General features: G+C 39.7%; 15 protein-coding genes. 9 read left to right on the plus strand and 6 right to left on the minus strand.

The annotated features are described in order from the left end of the window. The first annotated feature begins 80 nt into the window (after positions 1-80). Complete coding sequence (locus BUA72_RS22195; protein ID WP_072925260.1) at positions 81-1,181, plus strand: alkene reductase; 1,101 nt, start codon at positions 81-83, stop codon at positions 1,179-1,181. Between the two features lie 285 nt (positions 1,182-1,466). On the opposite strand, the gene BUA72_RS22200 is transcribed toward BUA72_RS22195, so the two are convergent. Further along, positions 1,467-2,495, minus strand: coding sequence for a M23 family metallopeptidase (locus BUA72_RS22200; RefSeq protein WP_083544272.1), 1,029 nt, complete (start codon positions 2,493-2,495; stop codon positions 1,467-1,469). 226 nt (positions 2,496-2,721) lie between these two features. On the opposite strand from BUA72_RS22200, the gene BUA72_RS22205 reads away from it, so the two are divergent. Continuing rightward, complete coding sequence (locus BUA72_RS22205; protein ID WP_052202538.1) at positions 2,722-3,762, plus strand: NAD(P)H-dependent glycerol-3-phosphate dehydrogenase; 1,041 nt, start codon at positions 2,722-2,724, stop codon at positions 3,760-3,762. 69 nt (positions 3,763-3,831) lie between these two features. On the opposite strand, the gene BUA72_RS22210 is transcribed toward BUA72_RS22205, so the two are convergent. Both BUA72_RS22210 and BUA72_RS22215 read right to left on the minus strand, forming a co-directional pair. Next, complete coding sequence (locus tag BUA72_RS22210) at positions 3,832-4,734, minus strand: AraC family transcriptional regulator (RefSeq protein ID WP_072925263.1); 903 nt, start codon at positions 4,732-4,734, stop codon at positions 3,832-3,834. Positions 4,735-4,896: 162 nt separating this feature from the next. Next, positions 4,897-6,294, minus strand: a complete 1,398-nt coding sequence (locus tag BUA72_RS22215; RefSeq protein ID WP_072925265.1) for an aminopeptidase P family protein — start codon at positions 6,292-6,294, stop codon at positions 4,897-4,899. Between the two features lie 357 nt (positions 6,295-6,651). On the opposite strand from BUA72_RS22215, the gene mqo reads away from it, so the two are divergent. From mqo to BUA72_RS22230, 3 genes are all read left to right on the plus strand, one after another. Then, positions 6,652-8,157, plus strand: coding sequence for a malate dehydrogenase (quinone) (gene mqo / locus BUA72_RS22220; protein WP_034727331.1), 1,506 nt, complete (start codon positions 6,652-6,654; stop codon positions 8,155-8,157). A 212-nt stretch (positions 8,158-8,369) separates the two neighbouring features. Further along, positions 8,370-8,777, plus strand: a complete 408-nt coding sequence (locus BUA72_RS22225) for a hypothetical protein (protein WP_048508693.1) — start codon at positions 8,370-8,372, stop codon at positions 8,775-8,777. A gap of 9 nt (positions 8,778-8,786) precedes the next feature. Next, on the plus strand, positions 8,787-9,659 hold the full coding sequence (locus BUA72_RS22230; RefSeq protein ID WP_072925268.1) for an AadS family aminoglycoside 6-adenylyltransferase: 873 nt from the start codon (positions 8,787-8,789) through the stop codon (positions 9,657-9,659). Here BUA72_RS22230 and BUA72_RS22235 read toward each other — a convergent pair. Next, positions 9,656-11,239 (minus strand): GMC family oxidoreductase N-terminal domain-containing protein, encoded by a 1,584-nt coding sequence (locus BUA72_RS22235; RefSeq protein ID WP_072925270.1) that lies wholly within the window; start codon positions 11,237-11,239, stop codon positions 9,656-9,658. The genes BUA72_RS22230 and BUA72_RS22235 overlap by 4 nt on opposite strands. A 134-nt stretch (positions 11,240-11,373) precedes the next feature. Here BUA72_RS22235 and BUA72_RS22240 point away from each other — a divergent pair, with 134 nt between their 5' ends. From BUA72_RS22240 to BUA72_RS22255, 4 genes are all read left to right on the plus strand, one after another. Further along, the gene (locus BUA72_RS22240) at positions 11,374-11,991 is read left to right on the plus strand and encodes a DUF1684 domain-containing protein (protein ID WP_072925272.1); all 618 of its coding nucleotides are present in this window, start codon (positions 11,374-11,376) and stop codon (positions 11,989-11,991) included. A 5-nt stretch (positions 11,992-11,996) separates the two neighbouring features. Further along, positions 11,997-12,470 carry a GNAT family N-acetyltransferase gene (locus BUA72_RS22245; RefSeq protein WP_072925275.1) on the plus strand — a complete coding sequence of 158 codons (474 nt, stop codon included), beginning with the start codon at positions 11,997-11,999 and terminating at the stop codon, positions 12,468-12,470. A gap of 73 nt (positions 12,471-12,543) precedes the next feature. Next, positions 12,544-13,353, plus strand: coding sequence for a glucose 1-dehydrogenase (locus tag BUA72_RS22250; RefSeq protein ID WP_072925278.1), 810 nt, complete (start codon positions 12,544-12,546; stop codon positions 13,351-13,353). A gap of 191 nt (positions 13,354-13,544) precedes the next feature. Next, positions 13,545-16,205, plus strand: a complete 2,661-nt coding sequence (locus BUA72_RS22255; protein ID WP_072925281.1) for an MGH1-like glycoside hydrolase domain-containing protein — start codon at positions 13,545-13,547, stop codon at positions 16,203-16,205. A 47-nt stretch (positions 16,206-16,252) separates the two neighbouring features. On the opposite strand, the gene recO is transcribed toward BUA72_RS22255, so the two are convergent. Together recO and BUA72_RS22265 are read right to left on the minus strand one after the other, a co-directional pair. After that, a complete protein-coding gene (recO, locus tag BUA72_RS22260; RefSeq protein ID WP_072925284.1) occupies positions 16,253-16,939 on the minus strand; it encodes a DNA repair protein RecO in 687 nt (228 codons plus the stop codon). Further along, a complete protein-coding gene (locus tag BUA72_RS22265; protein ID WP_072925287.1) occupies positions 16,939-19,194 on the minus strand; it encodes a type IX secretion system anionic LPS delivery protein PorZ in 2,256 nt (751 codons plus the stop codon). Before BUA72_RS22265 ends, recO begins: the two co-directional genes overlap by 1 nt.

Genomic DNA, 19,194 nt, shown 5'->3' on the forward strand with positions numbered 1-19,194 from the left:
GATTTTTTACAATTAATAAGCCTGGTCTTTACTATAATTTTGTATGTGTAATTAAGGACAGATAATAAAAAAATTATAGTATGAAAAAATTATTTCAATCGTATCATTTAAATGATATCCAGTTAGATAACAGATTTGTAATGGCTCCAATGACCCGCAGCCGTTCTTCAGATCCGGATGAGATTCCCAATGACCTCATGGCAGAATATTATGGGCAACGTGCTTCTGCAGGCCTTATCATCTCTGAAGCTACCCAGATTTCTCTTCAGGGGATGGGATATGCCAGAACTCCGGGTATTTATACCAAAGAACAGGTGGAAGGCTGGAAAAAAGTTACCAAAGCTGTGCAAGGGAAAGGAGGGCAAATGTTTTTACAGCTATGGCATGTAGGCAGAGTATCCTCTTCCAGAATCAATGGGCTGCAACCTTTGGCTCCATCGGCTCTTATCGCGGGTAATACCAATGTTTATATTTTTGACGGTGCACCTAATGGTGATGCTACCTTTATTCCGGTAGAGGAACCTAAAGCAATGACAAAAGCAGAGATAGATCAGACTATCCATGATTTCGCAACAGGTGCAAAAAATGCAGTAGATGCTGGTTTTGACGGAGTAGAAATTCATGGAGCCAATGGTTATCTCATCGACCAGTTTCTACGCGGTAATTCTAATATAAGAACCGATGAATATGGAGGAAGTATAGAAAACAGGCTCAGGTTTTTGATTGAAGTGACCGAAGCCGTGATTAAAACGGTGGGTAAAGAAAGAACAGGAGTAAGACTTTCCCCATTCATTAAATTTAAAGATATGGATGATCCAGAAATACTTGAAACCATCATGCTGGCAGCCGAAAAACTTAATGATTTGGGAATTGCCTATATTCATTTATGTGAAGCTGATTGGGATGATGCTCCTCAAATTCCATATCTGTTCAGAAAAGAGCTGAGGTATAAATTCAGAAATACAATCATTGCTACAGGAAACAAAACGCCGTCTGAAGGCGAAGAGCTGTTGGAGCAGAATCTGGTAGATCTGATCGGCTTCGGAAGAAAATTTCTCACCAATCCTGACTATCCGGAAAGAGTCCGACAGAATGCTGCCCTGAATGAGATCAGCGATCCGCATACCCTTTTCGGTGGAGGAGATGCGAGAGGATACACAGATTATCCCGCGCTATTCTGACATTCTAGTTGAATTTAATAGATTAACATATTCTTAATTTGAAACATTAAGAATAGGGAAGGGATTAAGTTTCATTAAGGAAAATCAAATAGATTTTTAAGTCAACACTGCTTAAAGCGGAGCTCAGCTTAATATTCTTAAAAGCTTTATAGGATCTTAATGGTTTAAAAAAATTGTCTTATAAAATATTTTTCCCCATAGAATCTCCCACGGATTTCTCAGAATACACAGATTTTCTTTTGATAATATTACATAAAAATGGCCGTCCAACAGACAGCCATTTTTTTATAAATTCATAAACAGTTTCGGATTGACCGGTGTATTGTTTTTGTGTACTTCGTAGTGAAGGTGCGGGCCTGTAGAACGTCCGGAGTTGCCGGATTTGGCAATAACCTGTCCTACTTTTACTTTCTCATTTACTTTTGAAACCAGTTGCGAAAGGTGACCGTAAAGGGTAGCCAGTCCGTTTCCGTGAGAAACAATGACACAGTTTCCGTAACCGCCTTTCTGGCCTGAGAAAATAACGGTTCCTGCGGCGGCAGCTCTTACATCTGAGCCGTAAGCCACTGCAATGTCCAGTCCTTTGTGGAACTGCATCTGATCTGCTTCAGCAGGTGGATTGTTCTTTTCCATCGGTGCTTTCGCCGAGGTATTTCCTGCTACAGCTTTCGTTGAAGCAGCAGCTGGAGATGGTGCCGGAGCAGCAGGTGCCGCTTTCGGAGTGACCATTACTTTTACTTCTCTTTTATTACCGTAGCTGTCCGTTAATTCAATGATTTTTTCAACAGGTTCAGCTTTTACTTCCGGTTTTGGTGCGGCAGCAGCCACAGGTTTGGATTCTGCGGCACTGGGCTTTACAGAAGCAAATACGGTTTTAAAAGGAATTGGATTTTTTCTGATGCCGAAATTAGAAGAGATGTATCCATCGGTAGGCATTCCCAGGGGAACTTCCATCAGCTTTTTTTGGAGATTCATTAAGTACTGGCTGTAGCGGTTGGCCTGTTTTGCCAGATATACAGAATTGGAGATACTGTCTTTGGCGAGGATCATCAGTTTCTGATCTGTGATGTTTTTGGATTTCAGGAACGAATTCAGTTCTGCCACAGTCTGATCTACCATGGTGAGATCAGTTTTCATTTTTAAATAATCTACACTGTCTTTTTCAGTGTTTATTTTGACGAGGTTTACTTCATACATCTTGTCATCTTTCTTCGAAAATAACCTAGCGATAAAGACAGCCTGTGCAAAAACTACTAGCAAAAGTCCTCCAAGGAGAATATTCACGTTCTTCCTGCTGTTTAGAAATTTCTTCATATTTCTTCTCTTAGTAAATTACAAAACGGTTTTAAGCCTGCAAATTTAATTAAAAATACTATTTGAGGCATATTTTTAAATTAAACTTAGTTTTTTCTGTATTTAACGTCTAATTAGATATTTAATTGTGTTGAAGTGTTAATTTTTTCAGAAAGTGGTTTTTATCATAGCCCCAAAGTCCTTGTTCCGCCTTTGTTTTAATATATTTGCAGTTCACATTCCAATTATGGCTAAAAAGAAAATAATTTCAGAATCTTCTCATCCAAAAAAGAATAAAAACGATATTTCTGTAGGAGTAGTAGGAAGCGGAAGTTTTGCAACCGCTATCGTAAAAATGCTGGTTGAAAACTGTAAAGTGGTGCACTGGTGTGTAAGAAGTGAATTCGTAAAAGGAGCTATTGAACTCCGCGGGCACAACCCGTCTTATCTTACAGCCGTTAATTTTAATCTTAAAAGTCTAAAACTTACCACAGATATCAACGAACTGGTGAGCGCCTGCGATGTGATTGTACTGGCCACACCTTCCATTTACCTGTCGGATACGATGGATAAAATGACCTGTGAATACGGAGACAAAATTTTTGTTTCTGCAATTAAAGGGATTATTCCTAAAGTGAATGATGTGGTAGCGCATTATTTAAGAGACGAATTTAAAATTGGTTTCAGAAACCAGGCCGTTATTGCAGGACCATGTCACGCAGAAGAAGTTGCTATGGAAAGACTTTCTTATCTTACCGTGGCTGCCGTAGAGGATGAAACAGCAGATAAACTGACAGGAATTTTCGGTTCAGATTTTATCAAAGTACATTCCAGCAAAGATATTTTAGGAAATGAGTATAGTGCGATTCTTAAAAATATTTTCGCGATCGGAGCGGGAATAGCAAGCGGACTTGGCTACGGAGATAACTTCACTGCCGTTTTTGTTTCCAATGCCATCCGTGAAATGGAAATTTTCCTGGAAGCGGTATACGAAGCTCCAAGAGATGTGAACGAAAGTGCTTATCTGGGTGACCTTCTGGTAACAGCCTATTCTCTTTTCTCCAGAAACCGAAGCTTAGGAAATCTTATCGGAAAAGGATATACCGTAAAATCGGCAATCCAGTCTATGAACATGGTGGCAGAAGGGTATTATGCAGCAGATTCAATCTATAAAACGGCTAAGCAGAAACATCTGAAACTTCCGATCATTGATACCGTTTACGCCATTCTTTATGAAGGCAAGAATGCGGAAAAGCAGTTTAAAAAATTAACAGCAAAACTGAATTAAACAGAATCTGGGTTTAACACAGTTTAAAAAATAATTAACCGTCATTTAGTATAATGGCGGTTTTTTCTGTTAATAATCCACATGATTTACCCTGCTCACACTGTTGTAGGTCTCAATATAAGATTTTGGAGACTGCCCGATAATACTTTTAAATACCCTGTTGAAATTCGTAATACTGTTGAATCCGGCTTTGTAGGCCACTCCTGAAATACAGTCCGCTTTTTCTCCCGCAATAAGACTTTTACATGCCGCATTAACCCTGACTTCATTCAGAAAAGAAATAAAGGTATGGCCTGTATGTTTCTTGAAATATCTGCAAAAAGCCTGTGGCGTCATAAAAGCAGTGTTGGCAACATCTTCCAGAGAGATAGGATTACTATAATTATCCGTAATAAAATTAATTATTTTGCTCAGCCGCATTCCTTCATTTTCGCTGAAATTGGATGAATACAGGTCGGAACAGAGCAATTCTATATTTTCATTCAGATCTTGTAAGGTATTCATCAGTTTCACAAAACTTAATAATACATCAATACCCGTTGCCTGATGAACCATAAATATTTGTGGGATTACATCTTCTGCAACGCTGGAGGGAACTTTAAAACCGTGCTTATTCTTGTTCAAAAAAACACTGGCCATCTTCATTTCTGGCAGGCCGAACAAAGGAGCGAGAACACCATTGGGGTTGAAATAAACAGTGCAGGCCTTGATCACCTTATTGCTGTCAGTAGAAAAATATTCCGGATTACTTTTAAATAAATGAGGAAGCTTGGCACCAATCACAAAAAGATCTCCCGAACGGAAGGTATGCATATCATTACCGGCAATGAGTGTTCCTTCACCGCTTTCTATATAGGTAATCTGCCATTCATCGTGCCTGTGAAGATACTGGTAAAAATAAGGGAGCTCAATATACTCCGATATCACACTTTTGTCCTGAGGTACAAGAATCGTAAATGGCAGTACTTTCATATTAATTTGACTAATTAACTTAAGCGAAATTAATAATATTAACCTAAAAATACAGCATGGATATTTAATTGGGTTAAAATCATGCTATAGTTTGATAATATTTGAAAAAATCTTTAGAAAAAAGTTCTAAATGACGATAATACCTCTGATAAAAAGATCTTTTTAGTAAGCCTCCGTTCTAATTGCTTCGATTTCTTCAGTAGTTAAGGCCAGATGCTTACCCAACATTCTGCTTCCGCTTTCGGTAATCAGGAAATCATCTTCCACTCTGATGCCGCTGAAGTTTCTGAATGTTTCCAGTTTATCGTAATTGATATATTCAGCAAACTCATTGGATGCTTTCCAACGGTCGATAAGTTCAGGAATGATGTAAATTCCAGGTTCAACGGTTAGTACATAACCTGCTTCCAGTTCTTTGCCCAGCCTTAAAGATTTAAGACCAAACTGGGTTGTATTTTTAATGAGATCATCCGTATAACCTACGTATTGTTCCCCTAAATCTTCCATGTCATGGACATCCAGGCCCATCATATGACCTGTACCACATTGAAAAAACATTGCATGAGCACCAGCCTGTACGGCATCATCAATATTCCCTTTCATCAGACCGATGTCTTTTAATCCCTGTGCCAGCATTTTGCACGAAGCCAGATGCACATCCAGATATCTAACACCGGGGGCTAATAAATCTTTAGCATGATGGTAGGCATTCAGTACAATATCATACACATCTTTTTGTTCAGCGCTGAATGTCTTGCCCACAGGAAAAGTACGGGTAAGATCGCCGGCATATCCTAAAGCGGTTTCCACTCCGGAATCATTTAAAACCAATTGTCCTTCCTTAAGCTGATTGCCATAATAATGATTGTGGAGAATTTCCCCCTGAACCGTTAAGATCACCGGATAAGCCAGATTTCCTCCTGAAGCGAGTGCTTCACTTTGTATTTTAGCGGCAAGTTCACGCTCGTACATTCCTGGTTTTGCCTGTTGCATGACCATTAAGTGAATATCCGCTGACATCGATGCTGCACGGTCTAATTCTGCAATTTCCTCAGCTGATTTGATTGAACGCTGTGCGACAACGGCTTTTATGAAACTTAATGATGCACGTTCTTTCATTTGATTGGTAGGAACGTTAAACCAATTCGTCAGTTTAATGATATTTTCAGGACGGTAAGGTGGTAAAAAATGAACGGGACGGTTTTTCTCCTGATATTTTTTGAGATAGGTTTCGAGCTGATCCAACGGAAGAATTTTTGACAAACCGGAATCAACACTTTTTTCGGCTAATGTTTTCTGTCTGCCCATCCACACAATATCATCAATACTCATTTCATTTCCGAAGAGAATAGTTTCATCTTCATCAAGATCGATGATAGCGGCTAGTGAAGGATCATTAATTCCAAAATAATACAAAAAAGTACTGTCCTGCCTGAAATGATAGATATTATCTTTAAAATTCATCGGGCTGTCTTCATTACCCAAAAAGAGCAATATCCCGGAATTTAATTTCGATTGTAAGGCAGCACGTCGTTGCAGGTACACTTTCTTTTCAAACATATCATTAAGTATTAAGCAAATATCCCCAAAATTGATTATTCATTAAACCCTGTAAAGGTGAATGGTTAAAATATGGGTAATATAGGCAAATTATAAGCTAAGATATTAAAGTTAACCTATATTTTGGCTGATAACTCCCTGATTTTTGCAAAATTTTAAAATGGCTTGTAGATGGTCTTTTCTGGAAACCAATGAATGATTTGATTGCTTGTTTCGATAGGAGAGCATAGACCGTATCCATAGAATTTTTTTGCCTGTTTGGAAACTGTTTTAACAATAAAAATTAACGTGTTAAAATCGTTAAACCCATCCATACTTATAAAACTTTTCCCGAAATTTGATGTAAATTTTAGAATTATGCCACACTCGCTTACAAGCAGAACACCGAAACCAAAATATGACGTTGTACTGATAGGCGGCGGAATCATGAGCGCCACTTTAGCAACACTGCTTCACGAATTTGATCCCAATCTGGAAATCGCCATATTCGAAAGGCTTGGAAGGTTTGCGAAAGAAAGTACAGCAGCCTGGAACAATGCCGGGACCGGGCATTCGGCTTTTTGTGAACTCAATTATACTCCTGAAAAACCAGACGGAACTGTAGATATTACCAAGGCGGAAAGCATCGCTGAACAGTTTGAAATGTCAAAACAATTCTGGGCGTATTTGGTAACCAAAGGATATGTTCAGGATCCTAAAGATTTTATCAATTCATGTCCGCATATGAGCCTTGTGTTCGGTGAAAAAGATGCTGAATATCTTAGAAAGCGTCATGAGAAAATGGCAGACTCCGTTTTGTTTTCCGGGATGGAATATTCTATGGATCATGAGCAGCTCAGAGAATGGCTTCCATTGGTGATGAGCAAAAGAAATCAGTCTGAAGTGATGGCGGCTACCAAAATGGATATGGGGACCGATGTCAATTTCGGAACATTAACCAGAAAAATGGGAAGACATTTGCTGGAAGATTCCAATGTTGAGGTTTTCCTGTACCACGAAGTAAAAGACGTTGATCCGAGAGAAGACGGAAAGTGGGAAATGAAGGTTAAAGACAGGATCCACAATCACAAACAGGAAGTAGTCGCTGATTTTGTATTCATCGGTGCCGGCGGTTATGCGCTTCCTCTTTTGGACAGTTCAGATATCAAAGAAAGTGAAGGTTATGGAGGTTTTCCTGTTTCCGGACAATGGCTGGTAAGTCATAATCAGGAGTTGGTAGAAAAACATCATGCTAAAGTATATACTCAGGCCACTGTAGACGCGCCGCCGATGTCAGTTCCTCACTTAGACCTTAGAATTATTGATGGTAAGAAAGCACTTCTTTTCGGACCTTTTGCGGGATTTTCTACAAAATTCCTGAAAGAAGGAAGTTATCTGGATTTGCCGGAAAGCGTTAATACAAAAAATTTAAGATCATTATTTGGAGCCTGGTGGCATAATCTTCCTCTGACGAAATACCTTATCCAGCAGGTAGCCATGACAAAATCCCAGAGAATGCAGCATCTGAGAGAATTTATCAAAGATGCCAACGAAGAAGACTGGGAACTGAAAGTAGCCGGACAGAGGGTACAGATCATCAAAAAAGATGAAAAAGATGGTGGAAAACTGGAATTCGGAACCGAAGTGGTGGTGAATAAAAACGGAACTATCGCTTCACTGTTGGGAGCTTCTCCGGGTGCATCCACTGCGGTGTATGCCATGCTGAACGTTCTTGAAAAATGCTTCCCTGAAAAACTGCAGGGCGAGTGGAAAGATAAACTGCTGGAAATAGTCCCTTCTTATGGTCAGAAATTAGCCCACAATGCCGAACTTACTGAGAAAGTGAGAAATTATACAAAAGAAAAACTGGAACTGGAATATTAAATAGTGAATGGTGAATTTTGCTTTGCAAGTGAATGGTGAATTCTGAACGGCATGTTTAGAAATTCAGAATACAAAATTCAAAATTCACGATTGTCATGTGAATAGTGAATTTTACAAATAGAATTGAAAAATTCACCATTGACAATTGACTTGCGAAGCAAAATTGACCCATTCACCATTACTCATCGCTCATTACCTATTACTCATCATTTATGGAGGTTGAAGAAATACTCGTAAAACCCATTATTGCTAAAGAACTGCTGGAATCCCTTCAAACTAAAATAGAAGAGGAGAAGCAGGTCATTGTACACTGCTGTTTTCCGGCATCACCGTTTTTAGGAAACCTGATCAGGATCTGGAATTCCACTTATCTTTTGGACAATCAGTCTGAGCATAAAAGTAAGCTGATTCATGCTGAAAATATTACCATCTATCCCAACTGGACGGCTGTACCGTTTATGCAGGATTTTTGGTTTACCTTAGTCTTTTCCGGATTGCCGAGAGACTGTAAAAGCTTTGATCTGAAAGAAGTGATTCCTGAAGAAGGTGGATTTTTTGTGGAATCTATTAAAAGAAATTCTCTTGATGTCTATCGGGTGAAAATATCAGAATCTTATTAACAGAAAACCATGAAAGCGCGGGAAGAAAAACTGGAACAGATCATCCGTTGGGCAGAAAATAATCCCGACATCCGTGTTGCGCTGCTGACCAGTTCGCTCGTGAATCCTTATGCACCTGTAGATGATTTCAGCGACTTGGATGTAGAACTGGTCTTTGAAAATTTGCAGGAATATGTGACCGATAAAGAATGGCTCTCTCTTTTTGGCGAACCTATTTCCATGGTGGAAGAAGATGAGACTTATTTTGATGGGAAACACGCGATGAAAATGGTGCTGTATACCGATCATGTGAAGGTTGATTTTAAACTGTATCAAACATCAGAATTTATAAAAGAGGTTCAGGCAGAAACTCTTCCCGAGGATTGGGATGTGGGGTATAAAGTTTTGGTGGATAAAGACAACCTGACTAAGGATTTGAAACCGCCAACCTATCAATCCATTATGATCCATCGGCCGACAGAGCAAAAGTTCCGTCAACTGATGAATGATTTTTGGTGGGATACAACTTATGTGGCCAAATGTCTTAAACGCGGTGATCTTTTTTATGCTAAATTCATGTCCGAAGATGTGATCAGGACAGATTATCTGGTTCCTCTCATCGAATGGTATATCGCCAGCTTCCACGACTGGAATAATATAACGACCAATAAACATGGCCGCCTTTTCAAAAAGCATCTGTCGGCGGAACTCTGGACAAAAGTAGAAGCTACTTTCTCAGCAAGTGAAATAGAGGACAACTGGCGTGCAATGTACGCTTTTGCGGATCTGGTTCATGAACTCGGGACAGCTTTAGCTGAAAAACTTCATTTCGAATATCCTCAGAAACTGGAAAATGATATCAGGAAATACCTGGATGAAGTGAAATCCATGCCTCAACCTTAGGCAAATTCATTCTGTTGGATTAAGTTTTCAATACAGTATTCTGCGATAGCTGTAATGGTGACAAACGGATTGACTCCAATAGTTCCCGGAATTAAAGAGCCATCCAAAACATATAGATTATCGTGCTTATTTAATTTCCCATACTCATTAGTTGCTTTACCCAATACACAACCTCCCAGAGGATGATAGCACACATCTGCCCCGAAACCGTTATTGAACAGAAAGTGACTTCTCGTCCCGCCATTCGCCCGGTTCATCTTTTTGATGAAATAATCGGCATTCTCCCTCATTTTCGCAGTATTGCTTTGATCCCAGTTCAGACTGAGTTTTTGTGAATTAACATCATAGGAAACTTCTCCTTTTTTATCCACCCGGTTGATCAGCAGATATAAGGCTGTAGCCACATCCATTCCCATCGGAAGGGGAGCAATCTCTGTGAAAAACGGATGTTCTTTATCTTCCCAGTTATCAATACCACCCACGGGAATTGTTGATTGTTTGGCGCCGGTTCCGCCTGACAGAGGTTTCACCCAATTTCTACCGGTCATGAAATTGCCATTGTTTCCCCAGCTTTTTCCAATCTGTTCATGAATCGGGAAATTATTGACAGCATTGGATTTTAAAAGCAGTTTCAAAGTTCCCATCGTTCCTGCGGCGAGAATCAGTTTTTTACAGTTGAATACTTTATCAGCAACCACAGCTCCGGAAGTATCCGTTTGCTGAACATTTAGAGTGTAGGTTTTATCCTCATTAAGTTTGATATTGTCCACACAGTGAAGATCCAGAATTTCTAGATTTCCGGTCTCCAGGGCTTTTTTGAGATAGGTTTTATCCAGGCTGTTTTTACCATGATTATTTCCATAGATGACTTCCGTATTGAAAGCCGAGCGGGGAACTTCATTTTTATATTCCTTCTCCATGTATTGAAAGTCGTAGACATTCGGAACCCGTATGGTTTTAAAGCCAGCTTTATGGGCTTCTGCCTCACCAACCCGGGTAAATTTATAATAAGGACAGTCTTTTAAAAACTGTTCGCCAATGACATTCACTTTTAATTCTTTATGGACTAACGGGAAATAAGTATTGTAGAATTTATTAGCATCAAGATCAGGAAAAACTTCCTTAAAATAGCTTTCCTTAGGAGTCACGGCCATTCCGCCATTGACCAGAGAACCGCCACCAACACCTCTTCCTACCCAGATATTGATGTGCTCAAAATCCATTCGGTCCAGTGTTCCGGTAAAAGGCGTTAAAGAAAAAATATTCATAAACGGAGCAATCGTTTTCTTTTTCAGCCACGCTGCACTTTTTCCGGGTTTCAGCATATTGGAAAATGGAATTCCGGATTTTTCCCAGTTGAGCCCCATTTCCAGCATCACCACTTTTTTTCCGGCTTCACAAAGACGCAGGGCAGAAACAGCACCTCCGTATCCGCTTCCGATGATCAGGATGGGAGCATCGGTGATTTCTTTTTCCTGCAGACCGGTTTTGGGCTGCATCGCCTTAAACAAATCCGTGTTGAGGAAATAAAAACCCGCTCCAGCGAGAATGCCTGTTTTAATGAATTTCTTTCTGTCCATGTGCTCAGTGGGTCAAAAAATATGCTAAAGAATATGGACCAGGAATTATTTAAAACAGATTGTGTGTTTTTATTACAATTTTAACTTTTCATGCCATGAAAAATTCATAGTTTTACTTATAATTTGAAGCATTCATGAAAAAATACTTAATCATACTTCTGCTGTCTCCATTGTTTATGTTTGCCCAGAAAAAGGCTTCAAAAGAGATTGTGGAGATCAAGAAATTTCAGAAAGAACTCAATGCAGAATATCTTAACCCGAAGGAAACGCCTTTACGCGGAGACAATTTTACCCATTTTAAAGAACATCCCTTCTTTCCGGTTGATCTAAAATACAGAGTGACTGCTCAATTTACCAAAACAGAAAATCCGCAACCCTTTGATCTACCTACTTCTTCCGGTAAAACCAAATCTTACCGTGAATATGGAAAAGCAACATTTGAACTGGATGGAAAACCTTATACACTGACGCTTTACCAAAGTCTCGACCTGATCAAGCAGGAAAAATATAAAGACCATCTTTTTCTTCCCTTCCGTGATGCGACGAACGAAAAAGACACATACGGAGGCGGAAAATATATGGATCTGAAAATACCGAAAGGAAACACCATCGTTCTGGATTTCAACCAATCTTATCAACCCTATTGCGCCTATAACGCTTACGATTACAATTGTCCGATCGTTCCTGAAGAAAACAAACTTCCGGTAGAGATCAGAGCGGGTGTGATGTATCAGGATATTTATCATCATTAAAAAATATGGTCAGATTAGAACTTTTTAAACAGGAAGATTTCTCCGCGCTTAATTATGCCCTGGATGAAAATCAACAGCAGTATACGTCAACCGCAGAACAGGCTTTGAATAGGATCAGTGAGAGAAATGATTCCAAGGCTTTTTCCGTTACTGTTTTTGAAGATGACGAACCTGCCGGATTTTTCGTCCTTGATTTTGGAGATGATAAATTCGAACTGACGGATAATACTCAATCGGCATTGTTGAGATCCTTATCCATAAACCCAGCCTTACAGGGAAGAGGGATTGGAAAAGAAGCCATGCAGATCGTTGATGAGTTTGTGAAGAAAACCTTTCCTGACTGTGATGAAATTGTTCTTGCAGTCAATCAGAAAAATCTTTCAGCCTATCATCTTTATTTGAAAACAGGATATGCGTATGATGGTAAAAGCAGAATGGGAAGAAGCGGTCCGCAATATCTGATGTACAAAAAACTTTAAGAAAATTTTAAATTTAAAAATTCCATCCTGGTGAATTGTTTCCATAACTTTGAGTAACATCAAATAATAAAATATGGAAATATCACTTCGCAATCAGGTAGCTGTCGTTACAGGAGCATCCAGCGGAATAGGTTCAGGAATCGCAAAATCTCTGGCAGATGCCGGTGCTACGGTAATTGTCAATCATTCTTCGGAAAGATCAACCGATGAGGCGAAAGCTGTTTTAAAAGAAATTACAGATGCTGGTGGAAAAGGAATCACGTACCAATGTGATGTTTCCAAAGAAGATCAGGTGATCCAAATGTTTCAGGATACCGTTTCACAATTCGGAACCGTAGATATTTTAATCAATAATGCCGGAATTCAGAAGGACGCAAAATTTACAGAAATGACCATCGACCAATGGAATGCGGTCTTAGGCGTGAATCTTACCGGACAGTTTCTCTGCGCCCGTGAAGCCATCAAAGAGTTTCTGCGCAGAGGTATAGATCCATCCCGTTCCATTGCCTGTGGAAAAATCATCCATATCAGTTCTGTTCACGAAATCATCCCATGGGCCGGCCACGCGAATTATGCTTCCAGCAAAGGGGCTGTCAGAATGCTGATGCAGACGCTTGCACAGGAATACGGAGCCAATAAGATCCGCGTCAATTCTATTTGTCCCGGTGCTATTCAAACGCCCATCAATAAAGATGCATGGAGCACTCCGGAAGCATTGAATTCATTACTGAACCTTATCCCATACAACAGAATAGGACAGCCACAGGATATCGGAAATTTAGCCGCTTTCATCGCAAGTGACCTCGCAGACTACATCACCGGAACCAGCATTTTTGTTGATGGCGGAATGACGACTTTCGAGAGCTTTTCTACGGGAGGGTAAGCGAGTTTTGGGGTTTTAGAGTATGAGAGTTTTAGAGTTACAGGTTGCTAGTTTCTAGTTCCTAGATGATGTTCTGTTTTAATAGTCTGAAATCTGAAATCTGACATCTGATGTCTGAAATCTGATGTCATTACTCTTTTCTCTTTATTCTTGTCTCTATTCATCAATACATTTTACAAAAAAACAAACACATGTCCGAAAAACAAAGACTTTCAGATCTTGCATGGAAAAAATGGGGACCCTACGTCAGCAACCGCGAATGGGGGCTCGTCCGTGAGGATTACAGTGCCAACGGGGATGCCTGGAATTATACCAATCATGATACGGCAGAAGCCAAAACTTACCGTTGGGGTGAGGAAGGAATTTGTGGAATCTGTGATGATTTCCAGAAACTGGTCTTTTCCATAGGATTCTGGAATAAGAAAGATAAAATGGTCAAAGAACGTTTCTTTGGCCTCACCAACGGACAAGGAAATCACGGTGAAGATGTGAAGGAATATTTCTACTATCTGGATTCCACGCCTACGCATTCTTATATGAAAATGCTGTACAAATATCCACAGAATGCTTTTCCGTATGAAGATCTTTTAAAAACCAATGCAGAAAGAAGTAAGGCTGAACCTGAATATGAGTTGATCGATACCGGAATCTTCGATCAGAATGAATATTTCGATCTGTTTATAGAATATGCTAAAGTAAGCGAGCATGATATGTTGATTAAACTTACGGTCATCAATAAATCTGAAAAAGAAGCTCCGATTGTAATATTACCAACGGTTTGGTTCAGGAATACGTGGAATTGGGGATATGACGACTACAAACCGCAACTGGACAGCGAAGATGCGGAACGTATTGAGATCAGCCATAAAGATCTTACCATCAGAAATATCTATGCAAAGCAGTCTTCAAAAACATTGTTCTGTAACAACGAAACCAATATTGAAAGGCTGTATCAATCTGCAAATGAATCAAAATACTGCAAAGACGGGATCAATGATTTTGTCATTAAAGGAAATTCTCAGGCAGTTAATCCAAAAGGTACCGGAACAAAAGCTTCTTTTTTCATTGATGAACTTCTGAAAGCCGGAGAATCCAAAACTTTTGAATTCAGGATGACGGATAAAGATTTGAAGGCACCGTTTGCTGACTTTGATGAGGTTGTCGAACTGAGAAAAAAAGAAGCCGATGAGTTTTATGCTGAAATTCAGGAGGGAATAAACACGGAGGATGAAAAGCTAGTTCAGCGACAGGCTTTTGCGGGGATGCTGTGGAATAAAATGTTTTATCATTACAATGTAGAAAAATGGCTGAAAGGCGATCCTGCAGAAATGCCACCACCCAAATCAAGGGAGAAGATCAGGAATTATGAGTGGAAGCATCTGAACAATGAACATATCATTTCAATGCCCGATAAATGGGAATATCCCTGGTATGCGACATGGGATCTGGCGTTTCATACGATCAGCTTCTCATTAATCGATCCTGATTTTGCAAAACATCAGCTGAAACTTTTCCTGTTTGAATGGTATATGCATCCCAACGGTCAGCTTCCCGCCTATGAATGGAACTTTAGCGATGTGAATCCTCCGGTTCATGGCTGGGCTGTTTTCAGAGTATTTAAGATTGATGAATATATCAATGGAAAGCCTGATCTTGAATTTCTTGAAAGTGCTTTTCAAAAACTGCTCATGAATTTTACATGGTGGGTGAATAAAAAAGACAGCAACGGCAATAATATTTTTGAAGGAGGCTTTTTAGGACTCGATAATATCGGTGTTTTTGACCGAAACACCACGCTTCCGAATGGTGAGCAGCTGGAACAGTCGGACGGAACAAGCTGGATGGCCATGTTTGCCCTGAATATGATGAGAATTGCGCTTGAACTGGCTCTTTACAATAATGTGTACGAAGAAATGGCCATGAAGTTTTTTGAGCACTTCCTTTCTATTGCCAATTCACTGGATAATATGGGTGATGAGGAATTCAGTCTTTGGGACCAGGAAGATGAATTTTTCTATGATGCCATTGCTTCCAGCGACGGTGATCATATGTATTTGAGACTGCGAACCATCGTTGGACTTATTCCGATGTTTGCCGTTGAGGTCATTGATGACGAGATGATCGAGAAGCTTCCCAATTTCAAAAAAAGAATGAAATGGGTTCTTGACAATAAGCCGGAACTGGCCTCACTTGTATCGAGATGGGAGGTAAAAGGGCAGGACTCCAAGCACCTTTTGTCATTGCTTCGCGGACACAGATTAAAGAGGCTTTTGAAAAGAATGCTGAATCCTGAGGAATTCCTAAGCGATTATGGCGTTCGGGCTTTGTCCAAAGAGTATGAAAATAATCCGTACACACTAAATTTAAACGGAACGGATTACTGCGTAAAATATACGCCTGCTGAAAGTGACAGTGGTCTTTTCGGAGGAAACAGCAATTGGCGCGGGCCGATCTGGTTTCCGATTAATTTCCTGATTATTGAAAGCCTTCAGCGGTTTTTCTTCTATTACAGTCCGGATTTTATGGTGGAATATCCTACGGGAAGCGGAAATTATTCCAACCTGGATCAGATTGCAGATTCTTTAAGCAAAAGACTATCTAAGATATTTTTAAAGGATGAAAACGGAAAACGCCCGGTGAACGGCCAATACGAAAGATTTCAAACCGATCCTGATTTTAAAGACTATATTTTATTTTACGAATATTTCCATGGCGATAATGGGAGAGGAGTAGGAGCTTCCCACCAAACGGGATGGACGGGTTTGATTGCAAAAATTCTGCAGCCAAGATTCTCCAAAAAAGAAATAGCGGAGTCTGAAACGGAAATGCCGGGAGAAGTGAAGAGTGAATAGTTGGGTGATGGAAGAGGGAAGATGGGAGTTACTTTTAGGGTCTCAAACTACTCAAAGATCTGCTGAATAACTTCCAGCGATGTCGGGATTTTAAAATCTGTAATATGATACTGATAGTAAACGAGAAGGCTGTCCAGAAAATCTTTTCTTAAAGCGTTGGGAATCTTTGTCGTGTAGAGGTTGTCAGAATACAGCGCTGTCTTCCAGATGGCTGAAATTTCTTCAGTAAACAGATGATGAGTAGAAACCATAGAAAACGTTCCGGTCTCCGGATCTAAATATGGCCCGTCGGTGATCAAAGGAGCTACACCCTGAATTTTGAGTATCGTAATTAAAAAAAGAAGATGACACTGATAATTCTTACCGTTCAGCTCATCAATAAATTGATCAATACTGAAGAAGAGACCGGGATTTTTATTTTCGTGTCTTAAAACCTGATTCAGGAAATCTGAGATAAAGAATATGACGGTATTGGCTTTGATATCCATATACATATCATGGCTTTTCACCAGTTCAAATGTTGAAATGGAAGGAATTCCGTTGCCTCTCGTGGGATTAATGGTAAAGCTGAGCATGCTCAAAGGCTGAAGCAGGGCTTTCTTTCTATTTCTTTTGGAATAAATCCCCTTTACGAAATAAGTCTGAAAGCCGTCCTCCTCTGTAAAACAATGCAGAACTGCATCATTTTCGCCGTATTTTATAAAAGATAATAAAAATCCGTTTTGTGAATTCATTAATTGACCACACCTATTTTTGCGGTAGCTTTATCCGATCCGTCTTCATTAGTCATCAGTACGAAATACATACCTGAAGCTACTCTGGTTCCTTTTTGATTGGTAAGGTCCCATTCATAATAACCTCCTCTGGCTACGGCAGAGTGTATGACATTTCCTGCCGCATCAGTGATTCTGATATTTGTTTTTTCTGCAAGTCCTTTTATCGTTACTTTTCCTTTAAAGTTGGAATAGACTACAGGATTAGGATAAACCACTACATTTCCGAAATTGGAAGTTACATCTCCTACATCACCCTGATAAGCTACGATACCATTGAAGGTTGCAAAATATACCTTTCCTGTTTTCTTGTCCACCTTGATATCGGTTACAGAATTGGTAGGAAGAGGCGAGTTTTCTTTTGTAAAGTGCTTGATGGTCTGCTGACCGTCTGCCGAAAGATAATATACACCACCTCCGTCTACAGAAACCCATTTGTAATTTCCGGCATCTACTTCTACCTGAAGGATCTGACCGTCTCTGAAAAGTTCTTCTCCAAGTCCGCCCTGTTCTATAATGATAGGCTCTACTTTCGGCTCCGGAGTTTTTATTTCTGCAGCAGCATTGGGTAGTATTCTCAAACCACTGTCTGTGCCAATCCAGGCATCTCCGGATTTGTCAAATGCTACCGATAATGTTCCTTTGGAATTTCCTGCGAAACCATTCGTATCTTTTAATATATATTCGGTATCGTCAGAAAGGTTAAGTGCATTTTTATAGTCGTATACCAGGAAGTTATTGGTTCTCGGAAGAGGAATCCATAACATATTTTCATAGACTACAGGCTTTTGTATCCCGTCGCTGCTTAATACTACTTTTTTTAATAGAAAATTATCGGCTGCTTTATCATAAATCCAAATCGTTGGGTTACCACCATTGAATGCGATGGATACGAAAAGATTATTCTGGTTGTCTGATGCAAAACCTACAGGACGGAACGTTCCCGTATAATATTTCACAAATTCGAAATCTTTATTGGTTGCATTATACTTCATTCTGTAGACTCCTTCTCCTCCTGCAGTTCCTAAATAATTGGTAAAGAAAACTTCGTTGGGGTCAGTAGGGTTCACAACGGCATCCAAGACATTGAATCGAGTTGTCGTATTTCCTACAAAAAAGGAAGAATATATCCATTCTGATCCGTTAAAATAATAAAATCCGGGGTTTTTGGGATTTAATGCAACGTGATTAAATCTGTTTATTCTGGCTCCGGATGATACCAGCATCTGGTTATTATCATACAGATTGATCTTGTAGGCAGAATTTAAATAAGGACCTGAAGGTTTATAAGTTGTACTTGCTTCATCTTTTATTCCTGATAATAGAGTTCCGCCATATATTTTTCCACTGCCTGTTGTTATAGCAGTATTACATTCTTCTCCTAAACTTACTGCATTTAAAGATATTCCGTTTAAGCCAAATGTATAAATTCTGCTGTCCGTTACAACGATGTTGTTTGAGGTTAAAACAATATCCCTGATATTCCCAAAAGAAGCAGGAAGCGGGGTTCCTGTACCATTATTATAGATGAATGCAGAGGTAGCAGAAGAATAAATCATTGATGAAGCTTCGGCATCAATATGTTTAAATGATCCGGGTATTTCCGTCGTCCATGTAGAGAACACCGGAAATGTAATGTTCATTTCGTGGCTTTTCAGACCGCTATTGGTTACAGAATAGACTTTGTTTCCAAAAATTGTTGCTTCATTACTGGCTTCATAGAGGCCGCCGGTCATAAAGAAGGCAGAATCTCCGAATTCCAGTTTTTTCAGATTGAATATAGACAGGCCATATCCTACAGATACTACTGCCTGATCTCCCGTAATAGAAATATGGTTGACCTTTTTGCTCCCGTTATAACCGGTAGCAATAGGAATATCAACAACGTATTTAATCTCCTGCGGAGTAACGATGTCTAAAGAACCGTTCGCATATCCTATAACTCCTACTTTAGTCTGTGGATTATAGTCGAATGCAGTGATGCTGACATCATGGAGACCATTGGCTTTTGACAGTTTGGTCACTTCTCCGGTTGCGATGGTATAGTAGAACAGTCCGTTTTCTGTAGCTGCAATTATCTTCCCGTTGTCCTCCTTCATGGCCAGGACATTATTATAGGAAAAAAGATCCGTCCATTTTTTTGATGAAATGACCTGTGCATCTATGAATTGCAGGGATGCTAAAATACCCAGAGAGATTAAAGAGAGTTTTTTCAT

It is taken from the genome of Chryseobacterium sp. OV279, from assembly GCF_900128945.1.
GTDB lineage: Bacteria > Bacteroidota > Bacteroidia > Flavobacteriales > Weeksellaceae > Chryseobacterium.